Annotated in this window: 15 protein-coding genes and 3 pseudogenes; 10 read left to right on the top strand and 8 right to left on the bottom strand. The window is 65.4% G+C overall.

Going from position 1 to position 24,358, the window contains the following annotated elements; translation table 11 throughout:
* Positions 1–6: 6 nt before the first annotated feature.
* Positions 7–87 (bottom strand): annotated as a pseudogene (locus LVO85_RS17270) (S1 RNA-binding domain-containing protein); the annotation flags it as partial.
* 2,294 nt (positions 88–2,381) lie between these two features.
* Here LVO85_RS17270 and LVO85_RS15005 point away from each other — a divergent pair.
* Positions 2,382–2,999, top strand: coding sequence for a recombinase family protein (locus tag LVO85_RS15005; protein WP_232748303.1), 618 nt, complete (start codon positions 2,382–2,384; stop codon positions 2,997–2,999).
* A gap of 628 nt (positions 3,000–3,627) precedes the next feature.
* Here LVO85_RS15005 and LVO85_RS15000 read toward each other — a convergent pair.
* Positions 3,628–4,665 (bottom strand): hypothetical protein, encoded by a 1,038-nt coding sequence (locus LVO85_RS15000; RefSeq protein WP_232748302.1) that lies wholly within the window; start codon positions 4,663–4,665, stop codon positions 3,628–3,630.
* Positions 4,666–5,427: 762 nt separating this feature from the next.
* On the opposite strand from LVO85_RS15000, the gene LVO85_RS14995 reads away from it, so the two are divergent.
* Positions 5,428–6,330 (top strand): hypothetical protein, encoded by a 903-nt coding sequence (locus LVO85_RS14995; RefSeq protein WP_232748301.1) that lies wholly within the window; start codon positions 5,428–5,430, stop codon positions 6,328–6,330.
* Between the two features lie 98 nt (positions 6,331–6,428).
* Entirely contained in the window at positions 6,429–6,914 is a 486-nt protein-coding gene (locus LVO85_RS14990) for a hypothetical protein (RefSeq protein ID WP_232748300.1), read from the top strand.
* 111 nt (positions 6,915–7,025) lie between these two features.
* Here LVO85_RS14990 and LVO85_RS14985 read toward each other — a convergent pair whose 3' ends face one another.
* Entirely contained in the window at positions 7,026–7,262 is a 237-nt protein-coding gene (locus tag LVO85_RS14985) for a hypothetical protein (RefSeq protein WP_232748299.1), read from the bottom strand.
* Positions 7,263–7,576: 314 nt separating this feature from the next.
* Here LVO85_RS14985 and LVO85_RS14980 point away from each other — a divergent pair.
* The 3 genes and pseudogenes from LVO85_RS14980 to LVO85_RS14970 all read left to right on the top strand — a co-directional run bounded on the left by LVO85_RS14980 (position 7,577) and on the right by LVO85_RS14970 (position 10,483).
* Positions 7,577–8,814: pseudogene (locus tag LVO85_RS14980) on the top strand (IS110 family RNA-guided transposase).
* 191 nt (positions 8,815–9,005) lie between these two features.
* Positions 9,006–9,575 carry a hypothetical protein gene (locus tag LVO85_RS14975; RefSeq protein WP_232748298.1) on the top strand — a complete coding sequence of 190 codons (570 nt, stop codon included), beginning with the start codon at positions 9,006–9,008 and terminating at the stop codon, positions 9,573–9,575.
* Positions 9,576–9,625: 50 nt separating this feature from the next.
* Positions 9,626–10,483, top strand: coding sequence for a hypothetical protein (locus tag LVO85_RS14970; RefSeq protein ID WP_232748297.1), 858 nt, complete (start codon positions 9,626–9,628; stop codon positions 10,481–10,483).
* A gap of 187 nt (positions 10,484–10,670) precedes the next feature.
* Here the strand turns inward: LVO85_RS14970 and ung are convergent, their stop codons facing one another.
* A complete protein-coding gene (gene ung / locus LVO85_RS14965) occupies positions 10,671–11,729 on the bottom strand; it encodes a uracil-DNA glycosylase (protein WP_232748296.1) in 1,059 nt (352 codons plus the stop codon).
* 83 nt (positions 11,730–11,812) lie between these two features.
* On the opposite strand from ung, the gene LVO85_RS14960 reads away from it, so the two are divergent.
* From LVO85_RS14960 to LVO85_RS14940, 4 genes and pseudogenes are all read left to right on the top strand, one after another.
* The gene (locus LVO85_RS14960; RefSeq protein ID WP_232748295.1) at positions 11,813–12,517 is read left to right on the top strand and encodes a DUF6994 family protein; all 705 of its coding nucleotides are present in this window, start codon (positions 11,813–11,815) and stop codon (positions 12,515–12,517) included.
* A gap of 797 nt (positions 12,518–13,314) precedes the next feature.
* The gene (locus tag LVO85_RS14955) at positions 13,315–14,646 is read left to right on the top strand and encodes a DUF6884 domain-containing protein (protein WP_232748294.1); all 1,332 of its coding nucleotides are present in this window, start codon (positions 13,315–13,317) and stop codon (positions 14,644–14,646) included.
* Between the two features lie 112 nt (positions 14,647–14,758).
* Positions 14,759–15,481, top strand: a pseudogene (locus tag LVO85_RS17230) (DUF6994 family protein).
* A 120-nt stretch (positions 15,482–15,601) separates the two neighbouring features.
* Positions 15,602–16,351 carry a hypothetical protein gene (locus LVO85_RS14940; RefSeq protein ID WP_232748291.1) on the top strand — a complete coding sequence of 250 codons (750 nt, stop codon included), beginning with the start codon at positions 15,602–15,604 and terminating at the stop codon, positions 16,349–16,351.
* Between the two features lie 200 nt (positions 16,352–16,551).
* Here the strand turns inward: LVO85_RS14940 and LVO85_RS14935 are convergent, their stop codons facing one another.
* From LVO85_RS14935 to LVO85_RS14920, 4 genes are all read right to left on the bottom strand, one after another.
* Positions 16,552–19,935, bottom strand: coding sequence for a hypothetical protein (locus tag LVO85_RS14935; protein ID WP_232748290.1), 3,384 nt, complete (start codon positions 19,933–19,935; stop codon positions 16,552–16,554).
* 624 nt (positions 19,936–20,559) lie between these two features.
* Complete coding sequence (locus LVO85_RS14930; RefSeq protein ID WP_232748289.1) at positions 20,560–21,507, bottom strand: hypothetical protein; 948 nt, start codon at positions 21,505–21,507, stop codon at positions 20,560–20,562.
* Positions 21,508–21,576: 69 nt separating this feature from the next.
* A complete protein-coding gene (locus LVO85_RS14925; protein WP_232748288.1) occupies positions 21,577–21,921 on the bottom strand; it encodes a hypothetical protein in 345 nt (114 codons plus the stop codon).
* Positions 21,922–21,977: 56 nt separating this feature from the next.
* Positions 21,978–23,795 (bottom strand): AAA family ATPase, encoded by a 1,818-nt coding sequence (locus tag LVO85_RS14920; RefSeq protein ID WP_232748287.1) that lies wholly within the window; start codon positions 23,793–23,795, stop codon positions 21,978–21,980.
* Between the last annotated feature and the right edge of the window lie 563 nt (positions 23,796–24,358).

Here is a 24,358-nt window from a genome sequence, read left to right as displayed (position 1 = left end):
TTGCCACGAGCCCGGGAGAAAGGCACGGACCCCCACGTCGACGATCAGACCTCCCTTGACCACTTCCACAACCGTGCCCGTCACTGGCTTGCGCTTCTTAGCTCGCTGCAACTCCGCCCAAGCATTGTTGACCCCCGAGTCGACCTCGCCCCCGGTCATGACACAACCACCAGAGCGGCGGTCATACGACGGCACGCCTTGGCTCCGCTCCGCGACCCCAGCCATCCAGACACAGACAGAGTCAAGCCTGGATGTCCACTGAACGCCACTGCGGGACTCGCCCTTCACAGTCTGCGCCACCAACACGAACGCTCCCGGTAACCGGTGACCAGAGCCTCACGAACGGGCGTGAGGCACCCCAGGTGCGCAGTGCACGGCCTGCCAGGGGTCAGACGGCCAGCCTGTCCGCTACAGCGGGCGGGCCACTGGTCGTGCTCGGGCGCGAACGGGTGTCACGGCCTTTGGGGGGGTCGCCACAAGTGCGCCCGGCTTGGGTCGCTGCCAGGGTTGGGGTGCCCCCGGCGAGAGGCCTGCCGGACCTGGTTCGCCGGGGGACTGCACGCCCACCAACCCCTCTGCATGGATGGATGCGTGTCCTGCCTATCTAACCCGCACTCCTAGTCTCCTGTCTTGCCCAAGGAATTACAGATTGGTGTCAGAAAGGTAAAGATTCGGTACCTAGGTGCCTCCCTATCCCCACGGCCGTTGAGGCTTCGCCACGCGCGTGCGCTACTAACGGACCTACGGGCGGGGGGGTATGGCGTAGGGCTGGCCCCCTGTGGGAGCGTGCAAGTGCAGGATAAGAGAGGGGCACAGCATCCGAGTGCATTCCCCCCGAGCGCACTAGCCCCTCTCGGCCCCGTGCTGCAGGGACACCTGAGCGCGGGGCCTCCCTGCAGAGCCCCACCGGGGGTGGACCGCTTGATCCGCCCCGGGGTATGGCGCGGGGACAGCTGTAGTGGGAACGTGATATCTCGGGGGTAGGGGCACCATCCGAGTGCACCCGCTTCGTGTGGGCGCGCTGTGCCCCGGGTCCCGCGCTGGAGCCCTGTCCACGAGTCTCCAGTGCGGGACCTTCGGGTGTGGCTCGCCGCGTGGCACTCTTCTGGCACCCATGGGACTGTGGATCTTGGGGGTAGGGGTGTCGCACCCGGGCGAGAGTGCTCGACCGCCCCGGGGTCCCCGCGCTGTTCCCCTGCACCAGCGCGGGGCCCCTCCCTGTGGGGCACTATCCCAGCGGTCGGGACGTAGGGCGGCCCCGGCAGAGCCGTCGAGCGCCTGCCGGGGCCTCAGCTCAACGGGACACACCTCCGCGCGAAGGGTCCCGGAACCGTGATCGGGACTCTAGTCCAGGGTTGTGGCTGACCGCCTGGCGAAGCGCCTGACCCCGTGTCAGTGTGGATGCACAGGGTAGGAGCGAGCCGCATTGTGGGTCTGCGGTGTGGAATAGCGGCAGCTCCGGGTCCCGCGCTGGGCCGCGTCCGCTTCGACGCACCAGCGCGGGACCTTCCTTCCGGGTGAGCCCGCCCAGTGCGTCCGTAGGACCGCGCCAGGCCAAACTTGCAGGGTCGTTGCCCGGCCACCATCATTGAGGGCACTGGGACGCTCCTCCTTCGCTGTGTCCCAACATGGCCCCGCGCTGGGGCGCTTGCACGGTTCGCTGGCGCGGGGCCGCCAAACCTCCAGCCCCTTCAGCGGTGCGCGCCGGTTGACCTGTGCTGTGTTGCCTTGTACGGGAATGCGACGGTCCGTTATTGTCGCGACGTCCCGTGCCAGTGGGACCCCCCCGACCGCCTGGCACGGGACGCCCCTATGCCCTAGGCAGGCACTCCGGCCGACAGTAGCCTGACAGGTGCGTCCGTCAGGGGACGCGAGGTCCCGTGCCAGGGCAGCTGCAGGGGGGTTCTGGCGCGGGACCGTCCCCTATGGCAATCTGATCCACCTGGGACAGGGGCGTCGCCGTCTGAGTGCTCGGCTGCCCCGGCCCCGCGTTGGAGTCCTGTCCACCTTCTCCAGCGCGGGGCTTCCCTGTCACATCCTTGAGGGGATTGACCCGAGGACGCCAAGTCGACCCCGATCGCGCTCTCCATCTCTATCTCGTCCAGTTGCTCAGCTAGCAGCGGAGTGAAGTCGGACGCCTCACCCGCCCAGGCGTGCGACAGCTTGTTGAACGTGCCGTTCCATCGCAAGGAACGGAGGTGGGGGTGGTGGAGTGCTCGTCAAGAGACCAAACCTGCCACGCACCGGATCATCGCTGCTCACTGGGCGACGAATCCCAGAAACGACCGTATGTGAGACGCCCCGCAGCCAACCCGGCTGCGGGGCGTTCTGCTGCTCCAGAACCCGTGTCCAGAATCAACGTCGCAGAAAGGACCCACCCCATGAGTACCGAGACACCCCGCCAGCAATACCTGCTCGGCTACGCCCGCGTCTCCACCCTCGAGCAGGACGAAGCCCTCCAAGTGGACGCCCTGACCGCTGCCGGGTGCGGCCGCATCTTCGTCGACAAGGCCTCCGGGTCCCTGCAGCACCGCCCACAGCTCGACGCCCTGCTCGAGCACCTGCGCCCCGGAGACACCGTCGTCGTCTGGCGACTCGACCGGCTCGGCCGCAGCCTGCGCCACCTCATCGACACCATCCAGGACCTGCAGGCACGCGGGGTGGCGTTCCGCAGCCTCACCGAGAGCATCGACACCTCCACACCCGGAGGCAGACTGTTCTTCCACGTCTTCGGTGCCCTCGCCGAGTTCGAACGCGACCTCATCCGCGAGCGAACCCACGCCGGCCTCGCAGCCGCTCGGGCTCGCGGCCGCAAAGGCGGCAGACCCACCGTGTGGACACCTGAGAAGCTCCAGGTGGCACAGCAGATGTACGACAGCGGCCAGCACGCCATCACGATCGCCAGAGTCCTCGGCGTCTCCCGCGCCTCGGTGTATCGCGCGCTCCAGAGCACTGGCCCGCTGACGATGATGCAGTCGAGCACCCCTCACAGGTCCTGACGATCCACCCCCTCCGGCCCACCGCGCCTCCCTGGCGCGGTGGGCCCTGGGACTCATTTCGCATGTCTGGGAGCCTCGCGTCTCACGTCCGCAGAGGCGCCGCGTGAGCCCTGGCATCTCGCGCTTCCACCAGGTGCACTAGCGCCCGACTCTGCTGAGGAGGCGGCCGCCCGAGGCAACGGCGGCCATGACGGTCGTGACATCACGACTCTGCCGAGAGTCGGATCGGACGTTTCGGCGACACGCCCCAAGCAGGCGTGACAGCACTGCCACAGCGCCGATAAGCGGATGTCGCATGAACGTCCGCAGGTCGGTCGTTGAGCACGTCCATTGGCCCGCTCAACTACGGAGAGCCCTTATTGAACGATCGCCAGTCACAAATCCACCCTTCGGCGAATCGACGTACGACTCGTACTGGTCCAGATTGAAGTCCCATGCGCCCTACGGCTCACCGCCTCGCGCATCTTTGGCGTTTTGCTAATGAACGCCATGTGTACGTTTGCGCATTACGCGATCGAGCTACACTTCGCATTGGCCACCTCCCGGTGGATGATCTTGTCCATCGTGTTGCCTTTGCCACCATGCGAAGCGCTGTGGCAGCGGTGCGCAGACGTGCTGCTGGACCGCTTCACTGGACGGCACCGGCGTAGCGTTCATGCAAGTTCAGAATCTCGGCAGCTAGCAGGTATACATGGCTTGCCAACGCCTCGGCCTCTTGCGCCGACACTACGTCGTGAACGCCTTTGCTGCTGAGGGCATCGATGGCCTCCAATCGATCAGACATAAGCTTGATGTCTACATCGAGGAGTGGACGCAACGTGGTCCGCGGACAGGTTTCATAGACAAACCACATCAGGCGGTTTCGATACTTATCTGCCGTAAGGTCCCTTGCAACTCCCGAAGCGTCCTTGGGTCGGTCACTGCGGGGTGGACAAACCGCATCTGCTAACGCGTGGAGAACGCGCCGGCAGGACGCTGCAGCCTGGGATAGCGACTCATCGTCCCCGTCCCGAAGGCGTCGGTAGGCAGAGTTGAATCTCTCTACCGCTTCAGCGGACACGATCGACAGCTGACGGTCGACGAGGTCCTTCGTCTTGGCGAAGAAGGCGTCGTTGAACTCGACAAATACGAGTTCGCGCTCCGTCCTTAAGAGGTAGGCGTAGACCGCGTTCCGCACCTTCGCTAAGGTGTTGCGCGCGCTCTCTCGCCTCTGTTCGAGGTTCACGCGCGCTGTTGCTCGATCCATTTGCTGCGAGTACGTGCCTCCATCCTGATCAACGCTGTTTCTGATCTCTCGATCAAAGAGTTTTAGGTGCCGCTCGAGCAGTTCGACACTGTGACCTGATACAAGCCCCGCCTTCGCGGCGTTGGACTTCGAATCAAATGTGCGTCTACTGATGAATTGCTCTACAATCGCCACTCGTTCCGGATCGCCTGGGTGTCGCCCCAACTCTCTGAGCAGATCGGCCGCTAGGCCATCATCGTAAGGCTTTTCGCCCCCGAATTCATGTTGCTCCAGCTCAAGCCACGTGACAGCCTTCCAGTCACCACGGAGGTGTGCCAATCGAAGACAACGACGGAGGATGGTCGAGAGCGGAACCGCGACATCGTCGAAGAGTTCAAGGGTTGCTCGCGCATACTGGAGTTCGTCAACGTCAGGTGCCATACGCGAACTCTAGCCCGGATCGTTCACGGGGTGGCGCTGCGATCGGTGTGTAGAAGCACCGAAGTGCTGCCTGATGAGGGAAGACTTGGACTTGTCTAAGGTCCCAGGTCCGCCCAGCAGGAAGCACTCGGTAAGTGAAGTGCACGTCGTGGTCGTCGGGGTTGTCCTTCTCTGCGGATGGTGTCGGCGTGGTGGCCCACGCGGGCAGTGTGGGGCAGCGCCTGCTGGCGGAGCGGACCGGCCTTACAGCGGAGCTGTCGGGGGCGATGGTGCGCGACCAGGAGACAAGACTGCGCAACCGAGCAGCGCTGCGGTCACGGATCCAGCGTAGCCAAACCGAGCGCCCCGCGGCGCAAGGCGTTCCCGACGACTGCCCAAGCAATCAGAAGCACCGCTGGAGAGCGAACGAGACGACGAGGACCGCCTGTGGGCTCATCCACCGGCCCCCGAAGATCGGACCGCCCTCACCCACACCGACCATGCGCAGCCCCACCTCGAGGCGACGCACGAGCCGGTAGCCGCCAGCGTGCCAAGCGAACCCTCCTGTGACAACTTCGCCCAGCCGCTATCCGCGCTAGGTTCGGGATGGACCGCGAGCCCACATCGCAGGAACGGAAGGACCTGGTACTTTTTGCGGCGAGGCGACTCGCGAGCTGCGCGGCCGAGAGGACGAGAGCGCCAAAGGCGGGCCTCGTGACGAGTAGGGCTGGGACACCGCTAGGCCCGCGAACAGAAGGGGGAAGGGTGGCACCATCGGGGCAGATGAAGTCCATCGTGTTTGCGCGCATCAACCGACGCAGGTCAAGCGACACACCGTTATCTGGAGAGTCAAGTTTCTCGCGCGAGATGAGGGTTCTGGCTGAGAGCGGTCTGACCAGCGCGGTGCAGCGTGGTCGGGGCACGCAGGAGACTAAGACGTGGCACGCCGGGGACTTCGCCGTGACGCCTGACGGGCAATTCTTGACTGGCATCCTCGGGTACAGCGAGCCACGAACGGACATGAGCTTCGACGAGGAGTCTCGTAGCTGGGCCAAGGGAGAGGCCGAAGACCGTGACACGGGCTCCGATCAAACCATCGCCCCGTTTGCCGTCGCGCTGGGCGATCACGACAGGTGGGTCGCCTTCGCTACGGCGTCGCGGTTGAAGCGGAACCAGTTCCGCAAAGGCTTCGAGATGGTGCTGCAGGCCGCAGTCGCAGAGGTCGGCTTCCCGGGATACGAGTGGGAGGTCGACCTCATCGCCACAAGGGAGGACATCTACGCGTGGATTGAGCAGCATCCAGAGGTCAAGCTACTCATCCGCACAGTGAAACTGAGCAACCCGGGAAACGACATCGACGAGGACCGGGAGGAGATGCGAGAGCTGCGCGCCAAGCGCAAGACTGAGGAGTTTGCGGCCTACCGGGGCGAGCACCTGAACACAGAGTCGGAGGAGTTCGCGGCCAAGATCGATGGGACGGAGACAGGCTTCTTGACCGTGAGGATGGAGGCTCGGGGCGAAACGGCCCGGTCCAAGCCCAAGTTCAACTCGAACGAGCGGGCCCACACCATCCAGGTGGAAGCGGCGAACCGTGACGAGGTGCAAGAGGCTGTGCTGCGCGAACTTGCTGGTCGCCTCTCGTTCCTGCGCGACGCCGCCGCTCGGTCTCAGGACCTGGGCGACTAGACTGTCGGTGGGCGGACGTATGTTCGACTCGGAGGTGGTCACCAATGCTCAGTCGTAGTGGTACGTCGCATCTGTATGTCGCTCTTCGTCCTCTGTTCGTGGACTCCTTTCGGCAGTTCGATTTCGTCCTCGCGCTGTTGGGCACTGTCCTCGCGGCAGTAAGGGTGTACTTCTCGCCGTCGTCGTTAGAAGTGCTCCAAGAGCTGTCGGGAGCCCTGCTCGGCATAGTCCTGGGAGCAGTCTTGGCGGGCGCCGCGATACAGGCGGCCTTCATGGACCCGGAGTTACTGAGGAACCTGTATCGGATCGGTCGTGACCCGATCCGATACCTGCGGCCCTTTCTCTTCACGGCAACGCTCGCAGTCCTCGGGCTCCTGGCGAGCTTCGTTGTGGCCCTCCTGCCGCCCCCAGCTGTGTTCCTTTCTGACGCTGAAGCCCGGCTGACTGTGGCTGCTGCAGCGATGGTGGTGACGTTCCCCGCCCTCTGGTGCGTCCTGAGCCTGCTTCCCTGCATGGGCATGTTGGTCCAGTTCGTCGGCTTGAAGTCGGACTCGGCGCTGGTTGAGCTCCCCGACGACGATTGACGGCTGCCTGCGGCTGTCGGTGGAGTTGAGCCGCTCGAGGACGCCGCCAGCGACCCCTGATCCCCATGCGGTCCCATCAGCGGACCGCTTTAAACGACTACGCTTGCGATGTCACTCTTGATGAAGTCCAAGTCTCTTCATTCGTGCCTTCACACCACCGATGTTCCGGCCGTGAGCCTCGCCCAGCGATGAGAGACCCATCCCGGCTTCAACGCGCAGGAGACCTACGTTCCGTTTCCGGGTATGGGCGTCGTTCCACTCGGCAAGCGAGTCGAAGACCGCCTGAGGAGCCTCGGGCACGTCCAAGGGCGATTCGATCATCATCGTGAACACCTGGGCGACTTGCATACCGCCAACCTAATCGGTGATCCCGACACCTCTTCACGCGCGCCCAGCGGGGAGCGCGTGCGCACACGGATCTAATGGGTTGTACCGATCCTCTGGCAGGCTCGGTTCCGGTAGCGGCCGGCGGGTCAGCACTCCACGCATCTGATCGTTGAGGTCTCGCGGCAGACCGTGCGCCCGCCGGTCGTGAGGAGGCGTGACCGCTGCTGGGATGACGTGCCCCCAGATCGTTCGGGTGAGCACTTGACCATTAGATCGCCGGGAGTCCTCCTCCACGCTGCTACAACGGATCGCAACGAGGCGCAGGAGGTTGGGCGATGTTGTTCGTAGGTGATGACTGGGCCGAGGACCACCACGACGTCGAGCTCGTCGACGACCAGGGACGGATCCTGGCGCGAAGACGCCTGCCCGAGGGGTTGGGCGGCATCACGCGGTTGCACGCGCTGGTCGCCGAGCACGCCCCCGAGGAATGGGCGGACCTGGACCCGGCCGAGGCGGCCGCGCAGGTGCTGGTCGGGATCGAGACCGACCGCGGCCCGTAGCCGGCGCCTTGGTTACGGCGGGGTACACCGTGTACGGGCTGAACTCGAAGTCCGTCGCCCGGTACCGGGAGCGGCACTCCACCTCCGGGGCGAAGTCGGACACCGCAGATGCGCACCTGCTGGCCGAGATCGTCCGCCTGGACCGGGCCCACCACCGCCAGGTCGCCGGCGACAGCGCCACCGGAGAGGCGGTCAAGGTCACCGCCCGAGCCCACCAGTCGATGATCTGGGACCGGACCCGGCACGTGCTGCGCCTGCGCGCCGCACTGCGGGACTTCTTCCCCGCCGCCCTGACCGCGTTCGAGGACCTGGATGAACCGGACACCCTGGTCCTGCTGGCCCAAGCACCCGACCCGGACAGCGCCGCCAGGCTGTCCCGCGCCAAGATCGTCCGCGCGCTGACCGCCGCCCACCGGCGCGACGTGACCGCCCGTGCCGAGACGATCCGGAACGTCCTGACCGCCCCCGAGCTGCGGCAACCCGGTCCGATCCAGGACGCCTACGCCGCGATCGTGAGCTCCGAGGTCGCGCTCATCACCGTCCTGAACACCCAGATCGAGCGGCTCGGGCAGGTGGTGGCCGAGCATTTTGGCCGGCACCGGGACGCTGACATCTACACCAGCCTGCCAGGGCTCGGTGTGATCCTCGGCGCCCGGATCCTCGGCGAGTTCGGCGACGACCCGCACCGGTACGCCGATGCCAAGGGCCGCAAAGCCTATGCCGGCACCGCCCCCATCACCAGAGCGTCCGGGACCAGACGGGTCGTGCTCGCCAGGTACGCCCGCAACCGCCGCCTCGGCGACGCCCTGCAGCAGTGGGCATTCTGCTCCATGCGCGGCTCCGCCGGCGCACGCGCCTACTACAAGGCCCTCCGAAGACGCGGCGTCGGCCACCAAGCCGCCCTACGTCAGCTCGCCAACCGCTGGGTCGGCATCCTCCGCGGCTGCCTGCGCGACCGCACCTTCTACGACGAGAACACCGCCTGGCAACAGCACCTGAACACCGCCGCTTGACAGTCCCAGAACCTGGGATGTCTGCCGCCAGGAGCGTGGTCGCACGCTCTTGCCGACGATGCGTCCTGACGAGAGCAGAAGCAATATCCTGACCGTGCTCGAGTTGGCGCCATGGCTTGCGAGCCGGATGGGGCGGAGCGGCCAGCCGCAATGCGGCTCGCTGTGATCGCGTTGGATAGTACGTTGGGCCAATGACTGACATCGTTGACCAGTTGCGCAGCGCCAGGGCCGCATACGACGAGCAGGCTTCGTCTCACTACGACGAGGTCCTGCTAGAAGTTTCCGCCCGCGCCGAGACCTCGGGCTCCCTGGGCAAGGTTGACCTCGGGGCCCTCGTGGCGTGGAAGCGACTGCAGGCGAACACCCCGTGGATGGCCAAACTCATGGGCACGCCCGAAACTGAGGTGCGAGCGATCACCGCCCGCGCGCGAAAGGCAGCGCTTGATGAGTCCGTGACCCTCGCTCGCGCCGCCGACGCCGCCCGCGACATCCTGGGCGAACTCCCTGGCTGTGGCCACGGGCACGCAGTGGCCTCTGCCATTCTCACCGCGTCAGCTCCCCGAAGGATGGCGGTTTATGACCGGCGGGCACGCGCCGGGCTGTCCGTCCTGTTCGACGGCAACATCCCTCGCTGGTACAGCTACCCCGCTTACATGGAAACGGTCGACCATCTTCGTGCCCAGGTGGGACCGGACTGGACCAACCGCGACGTAGACCTGGCGCTGTACAAACTGGGCGGCCGGGAGCCGCGTACGCCCTAGCTAGCGCGGGGGCCCAAGGTTGCCGACCCAGGCGACAGCACGGGCTCGCCATGGGACAGCGCGCAATGCTCACCCAAGTTCTCGGAGGCTACCGATATGATCGGCCTCATGTCCCGACCAAAGAGATCGAGAACCCTGGAACGAAGTTCACCCAAGTGCTTGATGCTGCAGCGAAGATGCCCGGCGTAAGAATAAACCGAGGAACTTATCTCCGGATAGCGCTAAAGCGGTACTGCTCCGAGGAACAGATCCAGAAAGCCATCGCCTACAGTCCGGCCGCCGCAGGCATCCCACTCAGAGTCATCACCGAAGCAGCCAATACGTCGATCAGGTATGAGACAGGCAAAGTCACCGGGATGTCTTCTCTTGCGGGACTACCCGGTGGGTTCGCGATGATCGGCACCATACCAGCCGATCTCGTTCAATACTTCGGACACGCGCTTCGCATCGCACAGAAACTAGCCTACATCTACAGCTGGCCCGATCTCTTTGCCGAAGACGACGAAGAACTCGATGAGGCTACCAAGAGCATCCTGACCCTTTTCGTCGGGGTCATGTTCGGAGTTCAAATGGCGCAAGCCAGCGTGACAAAGGTGTCCACCATAATCGCAGGACAGGTAGTGAAGAAGCTGCCGCAGAAGGCTCTGACCCAGGGAGCTATCTACCCGGTGGTCAAGAAAGTTGCATCCTTGTTGGGCGTCCGCATGACCAAGCAGCTCTTTGCAGGCGGCGTTGCCAAGATTGTCCCACTCGCCGGGGCGGTTTTCTCAGGCGGCCTCACTTTCGCTACCTTCCTTCCTATGTCCAAGAAACTCCAGAAGCATCTCGCCAGCTTGGAGCTAACGAAGCCAGGGCATCGGCTTGATGAGGAAGAGGTCATCGAAGCCGGCATTCGTGGGGGGAGCTAAAACAACGGTGATCACTTTCCGATGATTAACGTCTGACTACCTAAACCCACCCTCACCCAAGTACTAGGCATCAGCGCCTCCGCAAAGGAGCCCGTAGTCGGACCGGTTCAGCGATTGGACGGTGACCCGTCCGCTACTGCCGCACCTGGGGCGTTCCAAACGTCGGTACGTCGACGGCTGGAGGGGCTTAGGCTTCGCCCCATTCGATAGGTGCATCATGGAGGGCCTTGAGTCGGCTGTTGACCCCACTGAAGGTCCCTGCCTCGCGGAACTGGGTCTGAGAGCCTCCCCGGGCGGCGGGGTGTGGGGCGGTGACGACCTCATGTCGGTCCTCGTTGATCAGGTCCCGCTTGCTTTGAGCCGTCTTGCCCCAGAGGACGAAGACGACGGGACGTTGGCGCTCGCTGAGCTTGGTGATTACCGCATCAGTGAACTCACGCCACTGCTCGGCGTGGGAGTTTGCCTCGGAGTCACGCACGGACAGTGCGGTGTTGAGCAGCAGGGCGCCCTGTCGGGCCCATCCGGTCAGGTCTCCGTGGGGCGGCGGGGTGAACCCGTCCCGCACCATCGCCGCGTGGATGTTCCGCAGGGACGGCGGGAGTCGGGGAACGTCCCGAGGGACCGAGAAGCACAAGCCGTTGGCCTGACCCGGCTGGTGGTACGGGTCCTGTCCGAGGATGACCACCTTGACCTTCTCGAAGGGGGTCAGGTGGAACGCCGCGAAGAGATCGCCCGGCGACGGGTAGACAGCACCGCGGAGACGCTCCCGTTCGACGAACCGCAGCAGGTCCTTGAAGTACGGCTTCTCGAGATCCTCGCCCAGCACGCCTGGCCACGGACGTCGCGAAGCGGCCAGTGCCGCCAGACCCGCGGCCTCCTCGGGATCCTCGTCCGCCAACAGCGCAAGGCTCTCGCCTTCGCGGGACCACACGTCGTCCGCGCCCCCGAAGTGGCCACGTCCCAGCGACTGCATCAGAACGTCCACAGCATCAGGCGTCGATCCGATCGTGTGCACCTCACCTTCGTCCGTGACGACCAGCGCGCCACCGATCAGCATCTCCTCCGGCTGGTCTGGGTCGCGGTAACCGAGCACCCAGACGCCGTGCACCTTGTCCCTGGAGGCATGAGCCGCCACCAGATGCGACCCCTCGGCGCGCAGGTGCGCATTCGCCTGCTTCTTCGCTGCCTGTGCGCTGATCACGATGTCTCCCTCAGTCGGCGGTCTCCCAATGGTGGCCGACGCCACTGACGATACGGCTGCGACGCTGACTGCGCGGGTGTCGGTGGAGTCCCCTATGGTGCTGGAACTTACAACGCACGGAGGCCGCGATGCTCCTGGACACTTCCTTCGACTTCAGGGACGACACCCCCAAGGGCAAGGACCCTGACACGCACAGCCCCACGCTTCGCCGCTACCACCAGGCGCTGTGGAGCAGGCCGTTGCCCTCTGGCCAGATGTTCCAGCTCACGACGGCGAAGCGGCGCCCCTACCTGCTGCATGAGTCCGACCTCGGGAGGTTCCGGCTCGCGAGCGACACTGCGGTCCCGACCTTCGGCAAGAGCGCCCGCAGCATCATCGAAGCCCTCCCCGAGGAGGACGTGCGCCGGTTCCGCACCCTGCAGTACTCGATCGGCGGCATGCTGGTGTGGCCGTCCAACCGGGTCGGTGGGAAACAGACCATCAACGGCGCCCGCGGCTTCCGCCGAAAGATCGCCGACCGGCTCGACCTCACCCTTGAATGCGTGCGCCGGCACTACGTCAGCGAGTCAAGCCCGTTGGACGACGTGCTCAGCCGGTACGAGCGGTACTTCGCCCTCTTTGTGGACTTCGAGGGCTACGTGGACTTCTTCCACCTGCAGGACCTCGTCACCAACGACACGGCCGAAGTTCGTTTCCACCTGCCGTTCGACAACTTCATGACCTCGGCGCGCCCCACCGACGCTGAGACGTACGCCAGCTACAGGCACAGCGCTATGGAGTTCATCGAAGCCCGGAACCGACGCATCGATGCACTCAAGATCCAGGTCGACTAACGCTGGCGGGAGTTGCCTGCTCGCCGTCCCTCGGTGGCCCCTCCCGCGGGTGCCAGACTCGCATGCGCGCCAGGTGCGACACGATCAGCGCGTCGAGGCTCGCTTCAACCAGGGCGGCGTTTGGCTCTTCGACTTGGACGTCACGTGCCAGCGACCGCAGCCAGAGCACAGATACGTGCCACTGGGAATCTTTCGTTCGCGCACCCTGCTGCGTCGCTGGATGGCTCGCAGCGCAGACTCGGCAGCGTGCAGGGTGAGGTACGGCACCTTCAGGCATTCGTCGGACACGACGTTCCTTGGGAGAGACGTCGTGCTCGGCTGGCTCATATCCCGCCCGGCACGGTGGTTCGCGCCAAACAGCGCTCAGCCATCGGTGAAGTCTGAAGACTTCCTACGGGTGGAGGCTAGCGGCAACGTGGCAGCACGGGCAACAAGCCAGGGTACGCTCCCCTTTCGCGTCTACCGTTGGTCGATGGTGCCGCTGAACGGACGCCCTCGCAAGGGGTACGTGGGTCATGGGTGCCGAGGAGTGGAGTGGGGTCATGGGGCGGCTCGGGGCCACAAGATCGCCGCAGCGCGCGGGGTGAGAAGGTGGAGCGTCGAGGCATCTATCCTGTCCGTGGTGGTCCTCTCCACGGGAGCAACGCGGTCGACGATCAGCCTGCGGACGCCCCCGCGGAGGTATACGTCTCTTTCGGCTCGCGCTCGCACTGGTGTGGCGGGCCTGGTCTCCCGACGTTTCGAGCCTGGGGCGCGGACCCTGCTGGCGCACGCTCGGTGAACATGGAGGGGAGTTCATGGTGAGTGGGGCACCGGCCATCTTGTTCACGCTTGCGGGTCACCGGTTCGAGCTGACCGCGGACGACGTGCGAGCCCAGCTCGCCCGTCAACACCCTGAACAGATCCAGCAGTACTGGGTCGAGATCGACGGGGTCCGGTGGTCGGTCAAGCAGGTGATCGCGCTCACCACCGGACTCGACAGGAGCAACTTCCAGTCGCAGAACAGTCGACGGCTGCTAGCAAGACTGGGGTTCCCCATCGGCAAGGGCAACACGACCACTCCCATACCAAGCGGCACCGGGCCGGTGGCTCGCAGGCGCGCGGAAGGGGCCGCACACCGACGAGCCAACCCGCCAGCGGACGTTGTGCTCGTGGGCTGCGTGAGAAGCAAGCGCAGCGACGGGGCGCCCGCCAAGGATCTCTACACCTCGGACTACTTCGCCAAGATGCGTGCCTACGCCGCGACCTCCGGGCTGCCGTGGTTCATCCTGTCCGCCGAACACGGCCTCGTCCGCCCTGACGCATGGCTCGAGCCATACGACTGCTACCTACCCGACATGGACCAGACCTATCGCCACGACTGGGGCCAGAAGGTGGCGACGCACCTGCAACGAGCGATTGGTCCTCTGGGCGGCGTGGTGATCGACATCCACGCCGGCGCAGCGTACGTCAAGCCAGTTGAAACCGCAGTTGGGCCGCTGGGTGCCGTGGTGACCGACCAACTAAAAGGACTCTCATTCGGCCGGCGGCTGGCCTGGTACCTGCAGCACAGTGTCAACCAGCAACACGAACACGATGTCGTAGCCCGACTTCGCGACCCCTCCCGCGCGGCGACGCCGCGTGACTTCCTCGCGGCCAAGGGCTCGGGTCTGCGATCTCCGGGGGTGTACAGCTGGTGGGTCGACGAGACCGGAGCGGAGGATCTCAGCAAGGGGCTGAGACACGGGGTCGAGGCCGGATTGGTCTACGCAGGGCTGGCAGGCGCAACACGGAGCGGCGGTTCCTCATCGACCAACACCCTGTGGGGTCGGATCGCCACGATGCACCTTGGTAGCCGGTACGAGTTCTCCACACTACGTCGAAGCCTCGGATCGGCTCTGGCAAGAGCCCATGGCTCGTCCGTCATCGACGAAGCAGATCTCACGCGATGGATGCACGCCCACCTACGCGTGGTGGCGATCCCCATCGCGGACGCCGACACCCTGGGCGACCTCGAAACCGCAGTACTCGCCCAGCTCGACCCACCCCTGAATCTGGCGAAGGTCCCAAGAACACCGCTTCGCAGGCAGCTTTCCGCTCTCCGCCAGCAGTACGCCGGTGAAGCGCCAAGTCGAGCGCATCGGAGATGAGGCGCGATGGCTGAGCTAGCCAACGCGACGAAGCCCTAGCTGGAGTCCATCCTCTCCCTGAGGGCACCGTTGGACTCACCCGGTCGGCGACGGAGCGTCCTAGCCTGTCGACATGGCCCACGGCAGTCTCATCGACACGACCTTCGACGTGCGGACCGAGGCGGGCGGGCGTGATCCCGACAGTCACAGCGCGACACTGCGGCGGTACCACCAGCTGCTGTGGAGCAAGCCGCTGCCCAACGGCGCAGCCTTCGACCTGGACGCTCGCCTGCATCACAAGTCTGAGCTCGGCGAGTTCTGGCTGAGCAGCGACGCCATCACCCACACCTACTCGATGTAGCGTCGACCTGCTCGTCTGGTCGGGGTCCTCCACCACGTTCCACCCGAGGAGGTAAAGGCTCTCTACGATCTGGGGTGCACGGTCGGGGCATACATCGTCTTCCCCCCGCAGGTCCGCGTGGACGGGAAGTGGCGGCACTCCATCAACCAGAGCCGAGGAATCCATCCCAGGATCCGCGACCGCTTCGACCTCACGCTCGAGTGCATCCGCCGCCACTACGAGGGCACGGACAGTCCACTGGCTGCCACGCTGGCGCGGTACGACGACTTCTTCGACCTCTTCAAGGACTTCCGTGGCTACGTCGACCACTTCCTCGTGGACGAACGCTACTCATCAGTGAAGTTCCTTAAGGCCTTCGACGACTACGGGGGCGACCCGCTGCCCGCAGCGAGTGTGGACGAGTACCGCGAGTACATGCACCGGTCGATGACGTTCATCAGTGCACGGAACGAGCGCATCGCCAACTACGCCCCAAAGCACCACGAACGGACTTGACGAGTGCCTCGATCCACCGGTGCGAGAGTGTCTCGGGACTACGCCGCCAACAGGGCACCGAAAGCTGCTGGCGCGCGGACCCTGTCAGGTGCGCCTGTGCCCGGTAGTACGGTGCGCGGCATGGAACTTCACGACGACCTCGATTTTGCCGTGTGGTTCGCGGCCGCGGCCGAGGCAGGGTGGGAGCCGTCGGACGACGAAGGACGTCGGGTCGACAAGGCCTGGGCTGGTCTGGTCCCGGGGGCCCAGACCCGGTCAGAGGTCATCGCGATGCTCGCGCAGTCCGCGTCTGCCATGCACGACGCAATCCTCACGCTTGCGTTCTCGGACGACGGACGGTTCGACAGCAGTGGTGCGGCCGAGGGAACCCTTGTTAGGACGGCCATCGAGTCCCTTGCAACGGGTCTCTGGCTGATGCTCCCCGAAGTCGAGCTGCAAAAGCGTCGCTACGTGTCGCTCATGGTTGACGATCTGGACGACATGCTCCAGATGGGGGCGACGCTCACTGGTGAGAGGCATGGCCGGGCGGCGCGGAAGGAGTTCCCCGCGCAGAGCTTTCTTGTGACGACTTCGACGACGCAGATCATCCGAAGCATCGACGAGGCATTCGGCACGTCGTACCTCGCGGACTGGCGGCTCTATTCTGGTCTCGCGCACGGGCGTCCGTGGGCGCGCTCGGCTTTGCACGACTCTGTGCTGGCTGCCGATCCTACGAAGAGTGAGCACCTGTCACGGGTCCTCGGGATGCTCAACGGTCCAGTGGGGCTAGCGCGACGGTACCTTGAGGTGGCCGACCTACGACGACGCTTCGAGGGCCGGACAACACTGGAGCTTGCACGCTTGGATCGGGTCAGGCAGTTCGACGCGTGAGCGGCTCTGGCTCGCGAGCTCGAGCAGAGGTTCATCCGCTGGCAAACCTTGCGGGTGAACCGCTTCAGCGCCTCCGAAGGTCTGCTCCCATCTTGGGTCCGGCAACTGCAGGGTGGCGGACGAGGCGGACGACGTCCCGTCCTTGATGCATCTACTTCCCCCTAACTCCGGGGCAGGTTGCTATTGCCTACTGGCCATGCCTACTCGCCGCTCATGTCCTGCGCCGGCCCCGACGGTGGCCGCTTGCGCCCCCGCGTCAGCACGGCGAACGCATCGTCAAGGGCACGCCCCAGCGCTGAGGAGCCAACCTGTTCTCCGGCTAGCACCTTCGAATCGTAGCGAAGCCTCACCCGCCCAGCTATGGCAGCCTGCACGGACTCGGCACTCAGCTCCACGTCAACGGCGTCCCCTGCCGCCAGCCGTTCGACCTGACCGAGAGTCAACTCCAGGACTGAGCTGCCCTCCAGCATTAGGGGGCGCAGACCTTTCTCAATCTCCTCCGGTGTCACTCGGCTGGGCTCGGCTATCAGGTCGGCTACCAAGGCCTCAAGCTGGGCAAGGAACCGCCGTGGGGGCATCGCGGTCGGAAGAAGTTGCTCGCGAAGCACCTCCTCCATCCCCGGCTCCGGATCGGGTCCCGCCCCTGGGCGCGCAGGCGGGAAGTCCTGCGGTCCTCCGCCGATTAGGCGCTCAAACTCCATCAGGTCTTCGATGAGTCCCTCCCGGCCCGGCTCCTCGCGATCCTCGCCGATCAAATTCACCGCGCGCTCGGCCTCATGCTCCATGCAGCCTCCGTCGCGGATCGTGAGCATAAGCGTGAACCGCCCATCGGCGCCTTCCGACGACTCGCTCTGCACGCTCATCCCGTCCTCGGCAACAGTGAACGTCACCGTGCCCGTCCCGGCGCGGGACGCGTCAGGGCCAACGAGAGCGAGATCAATCTCCGTCGTCTCCCCTCGAACCAGCGCCACACACTCCTTGTTGTCCCGGCTCGAGCACGAGCCGTCCTCGAGCGCCCCGTCCTTCAGCACGCGCCAACTACCTGTGAGCGGTGCAGGAAGCGCTATGCCCCGGGCCTCAAGCATGCCGTCGTGTGTGTAGACGCACTGGCGCCACTCGGCCGCGGCGGGTCGCATCTCGACGTCCATGCCCCATCCAAGTCCAGAGGGCGTGAGGACAGGTGTCGGCAGCATGATGTCGTCGGTGCCGCTGTCGAGCTCGCGACAATGACGGGTCACTCTGCCAGCGATCTCGGCGCGTCCGTCCTCGCGACGCCGGTAAACCTCGAACAGGCAGTTCACGTGACCCGACGGCCAGCGCCACAGCCACAGCATGGCTCGCCGCCCGGCCGCCGTCCGGACTCCGAGGACACGCATCGGGAACAGCCGATACACCGGGTTCGTAAGGTTCTCATCGGTTCGGGCGGGAAAGACCACTGACCCGTAGTCGTAGCGGTCCATGGGAATGTCATCGACGGCGAGCGACGGGAGCCTCCGCTGTGCCGTCGTCGGGTGCACGACGTCGACGTGGCCCAGATTCAGCGCCCGCCAGGCGGGGATCGAACCGAAGTCGATCAGCTCAGCTCCGTCGCGGGCCTCTAGCGCCACGCCCGCGCGGAGCACGACATCGGGGACATGAGGAGGGCCGCTCCAGGGTGAGGAGTCCGGATTGAGGTCGAGATCGAGTTCCCACGCTCTCCGTCCGATCCGTGTCCCGTCGAATTCGGGATCCCGCGGCTGCTCCAGCTCGCCGACAAGCACCAGATCGTCCAGGGTCACACGGTGGAGCAGCAGTCCCTCCGATCTTTCCGGCAGGTCTTCTCTAGTGAGCCGCCGCGCAATCGTACGCCCGAGGAGCGGGCGCAGCGTATTCAGTACCGCCTGGGTCACGGCGCCGGTGATCATGGCGCCGAGCAGTCCGACGAGCAGCGTCGCCACCAGGAAGGCCAGCCATCCCAACTGCGTGTCGACCTGAGGGTCGCTCACGTCGATGTCGGTACTCAGCTGCCCGCCGCTGGCAGAGAGCTCGGCCCCTCCTGCGAACGTTCCGTCGAAGCGGATGACCGCGTTGCCGAACGCCTTGCCTTTGAACGCGCCCGCGAAGCGGATCTCCCCGTCATTCTCGAAGAGCTCGAAGGACGTGAGGGTGATCTCTCCCGTGACAACACCTGGCAGGTCGTCAGCGATCACGAGAGGCCGCTTGAGACGATAGCGGCCGTTCGTTTCGTCGCTCCACCCGAAGAAACTGTCCACGGTGGCGCGCCGGTCCTCCGAAGGCACAGCAAGTGTTGCCGCCAGCGCGGCCGGGAACGCCAGGTCGAGCAGCCGACGATTCTCGAGAACGAGATCCCACCAGAAGTACGGGTCCCCGGTACGCGGGAAGACTTGGTCGGCATCCATGCTGGCACACACGGCCGACACCTCCGAAGCACGCGAGCGGCCGGGGAAACGCGCATCGCTCAACCAGTCGCAGCGAATGAGCAGCCGGTTCAGGTCCTCGGCCAGTGTCCTACACAGCTCGTCGACGAGAAACGCTCCGGTATGGCCACGCACCAGGTCGAGGGTTCGGGCCCGCAGCGCGTGCGCGACTATGAACTCCGCTGGAGTCATGGCATTGGGCGGCGGCGGCGCGTTGCGGGCCTGGAGCGCCCGGTCCGCGGCCTGGAGCTCCAGGACCAGCGCACCGGCCTGCGCGAGATCGCACGGCAAGTCCGAATCGCCGTTCTCGTCGACGCCTGTGCGGAACCAGGGTGATGCGCCGACGTCGGGTCGCTCGACCGCCCCGAGGAGTCCGACGGCCACGGCGGGGCCCACCACCTCTCCGAAGAGGAAGTCGTTGGCGACCGCGAGGGCTGCTCTCTCGTTGCCCCCGGTGAACCCGGAGACGGGCAATCCTTGACCCGGGCAAGTAGGGTCGGCGAGCCTGAACGCCAGAATCAACTCGCCCGTGTTGAAGAACGGAAGATTGACCCTGAACCCGCAGAGTTCCTTCGGCACTATGGGGCTCCTCGCGTCGGGCTCCAAGACGTCGAGCCCTCCCCGGAACGCCACCCCGTCTGCGTCGACCAGGGCCGCGGGCACGGCCGCCTCCACCCTCTCCCGGACGTCGTCCTTCCAGGTGAGGGGGTCAGAGGGCTCGCAGTCGGGCAGGAGTGCGCAGAGGAGACGCAAAGTAGCATCGATCTCGTGCACGGCATCGTCGTTGAGGTCGATTGAGACGTCCATCGCGGAGCCATCGAGACCGCCGGACAGCCCGAACGCAACCTCCCGATCCGCGCCCTCTAGGAAGATCGGCGAGCGCACCTCGATCGTTCCCGCTAGGTCGCAGAATCGGCGCGTGACGCCACCTGGAAGGTTCAGGTGGACGGCTGACCCGCGAAACCGAGCTGTCAGCGTCAACTCATCCGGCTCGTGGAGCAGCACGGAAACGGACGAGACGGACAGGTACAGATCGGCCGTGACGTCGTCTACGCCCTCGATCGGGATCTCTATCCCGGTGCGCGAAAACAGGACAGGGACCCCGTTCCTATAGAGCACGCGCCGGATTTGTCGCTCGACCTCCTCGCGCGCGAGCACGAGCAGCACCTCTTGTCCTGCCGTCTGTGATCCCCCCATCGTTTGGGCCTCCCTAGGCGAATCGCTTCATCCCTGCGGACTCGCTGCAGGCCGCGCCACCTTGCGGCCGGTGGCATTGCCGCATGAGCCACAAAGGTGACTTTCACAGATCTAGTAGTGTCCCAAACTCAGCGTGAGTTGGCTACCCCCCGGCTCGCTCTACCGGGTTCGCGAGGCTGTCACCTGCAGGAAAGCCTGAAGGTGGCCACCAAATCGCCGGGATCTAGTCAGTCCGTTTCGCCCCCACCAGTTCCTGCAGGTCTAAGAAGCCTCTCGGATAAGTGGCTTCCGTGCAGGCGCCACTATACTTCCAATCTGTCGCGGCGTCCCAGTTCCCTGAACGATCTGTCGCCGACGGGCTTCTCACCATTGGAGCGCTCCGCGGTACTTGATGGCGTTGCCCTCCCACGAGAGCTCGTCCAGCAACTGGCGGATCGCACTCGTCATGGTGACAGGCTAGGTGTCCGACGTGCAGAGGTTCTGCGCCACCAGGCGCCGCCGGGACGTGTGCGCTACGTCCCGTCAGTGCACGGGTTCAGTGCCGCGTCGCCCGTGCAGCGGCGGACCGGGCACAGACCCACGTTGGCACGCTCATCACACCTGAGGATCCATCACGCCGGTGCGGCTGCCTTGGTCGCTCACCTCGTCGCTGGCCGTGGGAGCCAGGCTGTCGACGTCAACACCAGCAGCACGCAGGGTAGTGATGAAGTCCGCGACAGCGAACCAGTTGTTGTTGCCAGGCAGAGGCTTGTGTCGGCACTGGAAGACGGTCGTGGACCATGTGCCTTCTGCGATGCTCTTGGTGACGCGTTGACCCTTCACCCCGCCTTGGGCGCCCATGTAGGGCCAGGTGTCGTCGCCTGCGAGGGCGCGCTGGACGAGCTTGGCGCCGGCCAGGTCTCCGTCTTGGTAGCCGACCCACTTGCTCACGAGCTCGGGGTACCGGCGCAGCGCGGTGGTCAGGACGCCGTGAAAGTAGTGCTGGTCGACGTCGGCGTAGGCATCGCGGATCTGCTCCCAGGTGATGACGGGGGTTTCGAGGTCGGGCATGGCGTCGGCCAGGGCACGCGGGAGCAGTGCCCAGTGCGCCAGTCGCACCCGCGGGACGTCCAGATGACGGGCCAGGTGCGTGCAGAGACCGTCCAGCTGCGCCTTCTGCGCGGCGAGTTGCTTGAGCAGCTCTGGACTGCTGGGACGGTCGAACATCTTGGCCTCGAGGGCGATGAGCACCGGCTCAGGCTCGGTGACCAGGATGACGACGTCCGGGGTGTCTTTGGCCAGCGCGGTCATGCCCGGGAAGAGCTCGGCCGCCTTGCCGACGGCAGACTCGATCAGGCTGTACTCGGTGAAGAACAGCACGGTGCAGTCATCGGGGTCGGCTCGCACGTCGAGTTCACCCAGGTCAAGCAGATCCGACCTCCCGAGGCGGGACAGATGACACATCGAGTGCGCACACAGCAACGCCGGGAGCACGGTGCCGGTGTAGTAGCGCTCCTTGCGGTTCAGCGGCAGCGCGCGGTCCAGGAGCTCGTCAAGAGTCATGGTGGCCCCTCCGTGGCTGCATGCCGACTACTCGGTGAACTTCCGGTTCGCGGGACCAGGTGACAGCCACTATGCCCAGTGTCGGTAGAGGGCCTCGCGCTCAGAGACGGGGTCGCCCCCGTAGTCGTCGCCAACCTCACCCGTGGCGGCGTTCACGACGATGCTGGCGAGATCAGGTTCCCCGCGTCGATGGCACTCCTCCGAGAGCAGGTCCAGGAGTCGACCCATGCCGGACGGGTGGTACCGAAGGTTCACGTCTGCGTGCAGCTCGCCGTACGTGATCGTTTCCCGCCCCTTGGCCACCTCGATCAACCGGTCACGGACCCGGGGCAACGACTCATACGCCAAGTCGGTGACAGTGACGAGCCGGTCCTTAACCTCAACCTTTTCGCCTCGCTTCAGCATCAGATCCATGGCTCATGGTGGCATGCGAACCGCGACCACGTCGGGTCGGGCCGAGAGTCCCGGATCTACCGGTCGTCTTCGCTCTCAGGGTCCATCGAGGACGCTAGTCGCCCGAACCTTGGGACATCGTCGTGCCGTGTCGCTGACCGCGACCGCGACCGATCCCTAAAGGGGGGATCGGTCGCGGTCGCGTTCGCGGTCGAGGATGCTTCAGTGCTGTCGGTCAGCCGGTATGAGAGTGCCCTTCCGCTTCGATCGGCTCGGATCACCCCCTCCTGCTGCAACTCGTTCACAGCACCCGTGAAGGCGGCTTTGTTGCCGCCTACTGCGTCGAACAGCGCCGTCTGCGACATGCCTGGTTGCGCGGTGACCGCCTGGCGGATGCGGTCCTTGAGGTGGTCCGGTTCCTCACCCCGTGCGCGGCGCTCCGAGCCTGTGGGCGGCACGAGAACGACGCTGAGCGACCCTGACGTGGAGTCCACGATGGCGTCGGCGGCGTACCTTGAGTTTGACCGGTCTACTGCCACCGAAGCTGCGCGGACCTGGCCCGGACGGTCCTTCACGACTTCGAGGGCTATCCGCCCACTCGTGCCGGGTTCGAAGGACTCGCGCAGGTGCAGCCTGTAGCCAGCGCCTGTCAGGGCCATCAACTTGGCCTGAGCACCGATGGCGAACCGCCCTTGAGCCTCACGGTTCTTGACGACATGGTCCACCAGGACAACAGCCGCTGACGTACGCTCGGCCACCGCCTTGGGTACGGCCCTCATCCAGGTCGTGACCTCGTCGTTGTCCGTGGAGGTCACATCGAAGAGGCTGAAGGCTTCGGTGATGCCGTCCAGAACAACGAGGTCGAACTGAGTGGTCAGCAGCGCGTCCCACTGGGCCCGGTCGGCCGGCGTCTCGTGTCCGGTGGTGGGCCGCACGTAGACGAAGGCTCGTCCCAGGAGTTCGGTGTCCGCACCCAACAGGCGCAGCCGCTCAGTGACCGATCTGGCATCGGACTCGAAGTCCACGTACAACACCCGGCCGCCAAGGCTGAGCACCTCGACACTCAGCGCCTGCATCAGCAACGACTTACCCGTCTCGGGTTCGCCGAAGACGGAGTGAACCATGCCGGGGTAGATGAGCTTCGGCCCGTCCGAGCGCGTCCACCAGGCGGGTACCACCGTGCCGGACGCATCCTCAGCAACCGACGAGAGGTCGACAGGTGCCCAGCTCGAGCGCTCCGGTTCCCTCCCTTCATCCTGAAGGTCGTCGGTGGTGTCAGCGATGGCGCCTGACTCTTCGGCAACCACTGATCGCTCAGGTTCCGTCGGAGCCTGAGGTTGGGGATCCTCAGGCTTCTCAGACTCCGATTCGTCGCGTCGTCGCTCCAGCCAGGCCGCGACTTCATCATCTAGCTGCGGGACCGCGCCTTCCGTTTGCCACTGGTAGATCCCCTCAGCGTCCGGGTGCCGCGAGGGGCTCACCATGAGGCTGGCACCGTCGCTGAGCACGTTCCCCCAGTACAGCCCGAGTCCGTAGACCCCTGAGGGCAGGCGCATCCCATCCGGTAGGGCGTAGACCGCATGCCCCGGCTTAACGAAGCGGCGGTCGTCTGGTCGCGTCCTTTGAAAACTGCCACCCACATCGAACGGATCGACCACGAAGTAGGGCGCAAGATCAGGATCGTTGATGTTGAAGGCCACTGCCCCGGACCTGCCGAGGTCAAGGGCGACTCCCGCGTCCGGGTACTGCTCGAACCACGCTCGGATCTGTCCGGGGTCGCGCGAGGACGAACGACCCCACGCGGACCCCAGAATTGAGGAGGGGTCTTTCAAGCCCGCCGCTACGGGGACCACCCACCAGCCGCACCGGGCGTACTGCAGCGCCGCGTCCGCCACGTCTGCTCCTCTGACATCAGGAATCGACAAACGACCGTCTGGTGCAACCTCGGTCCGGTTCACAGACGATCACCCGCCCGAGGACCCGAGGCCCCGCCAGGAGCAGCTGGACCCTGCTCAACCTCAGGCAGGGCAGGAAGCCGACACGGTGTCAGTGCGCCGACACGGACCGAGTCGTACTGCCAACCGCTCGCCATAGCACTGCGGTGGCTCAGTAGGCGCGAGGCGGGTGACGCGGCCGGAGGCTTGAGCCCGAGCAGTCTGGGTGCGTTGTCCACGCGGATGGGTCCTCTCATTGCTCTTCGCCCGTCCAGCAGCTTCGACAAGGTCCCACGAACCGTGCCGCGAGCGATGGCGGGACGGAATAGAATCCGCCACTGCCCCAGCCTCGAGAGACGGCTCTCTGCCGGCCGCGCAGCAGCGCGGGACAGTCGAGGCCACGGTGGTACACCTCGCCTCGGCCGGACACCACCACATCACCAGAGCGGGGCTCCTGGCCCAGATAGATCCTCAGGCCACCGTTCCAACTCCATCGAGTGTGGCTCGGCAGATCCCGTCTGGTC

It is taken from the genome of Ornithinimicrobium sediminis (assembly GCF_021272345.1).
In the GTDB taxonomy this organism is placed as follows: Bacteria; Actinomycetota; Actinomycetes; order Actinomycetales; family Dermatophilaceae; genus Ornithinicoccus; species Ornithinicoccus sediminis_B.
The sequence above is the reverse complement of the archived record's forward strand: the minus strand, read 5'-3'. Positions and strand labels throughout refer to the sequence as shown.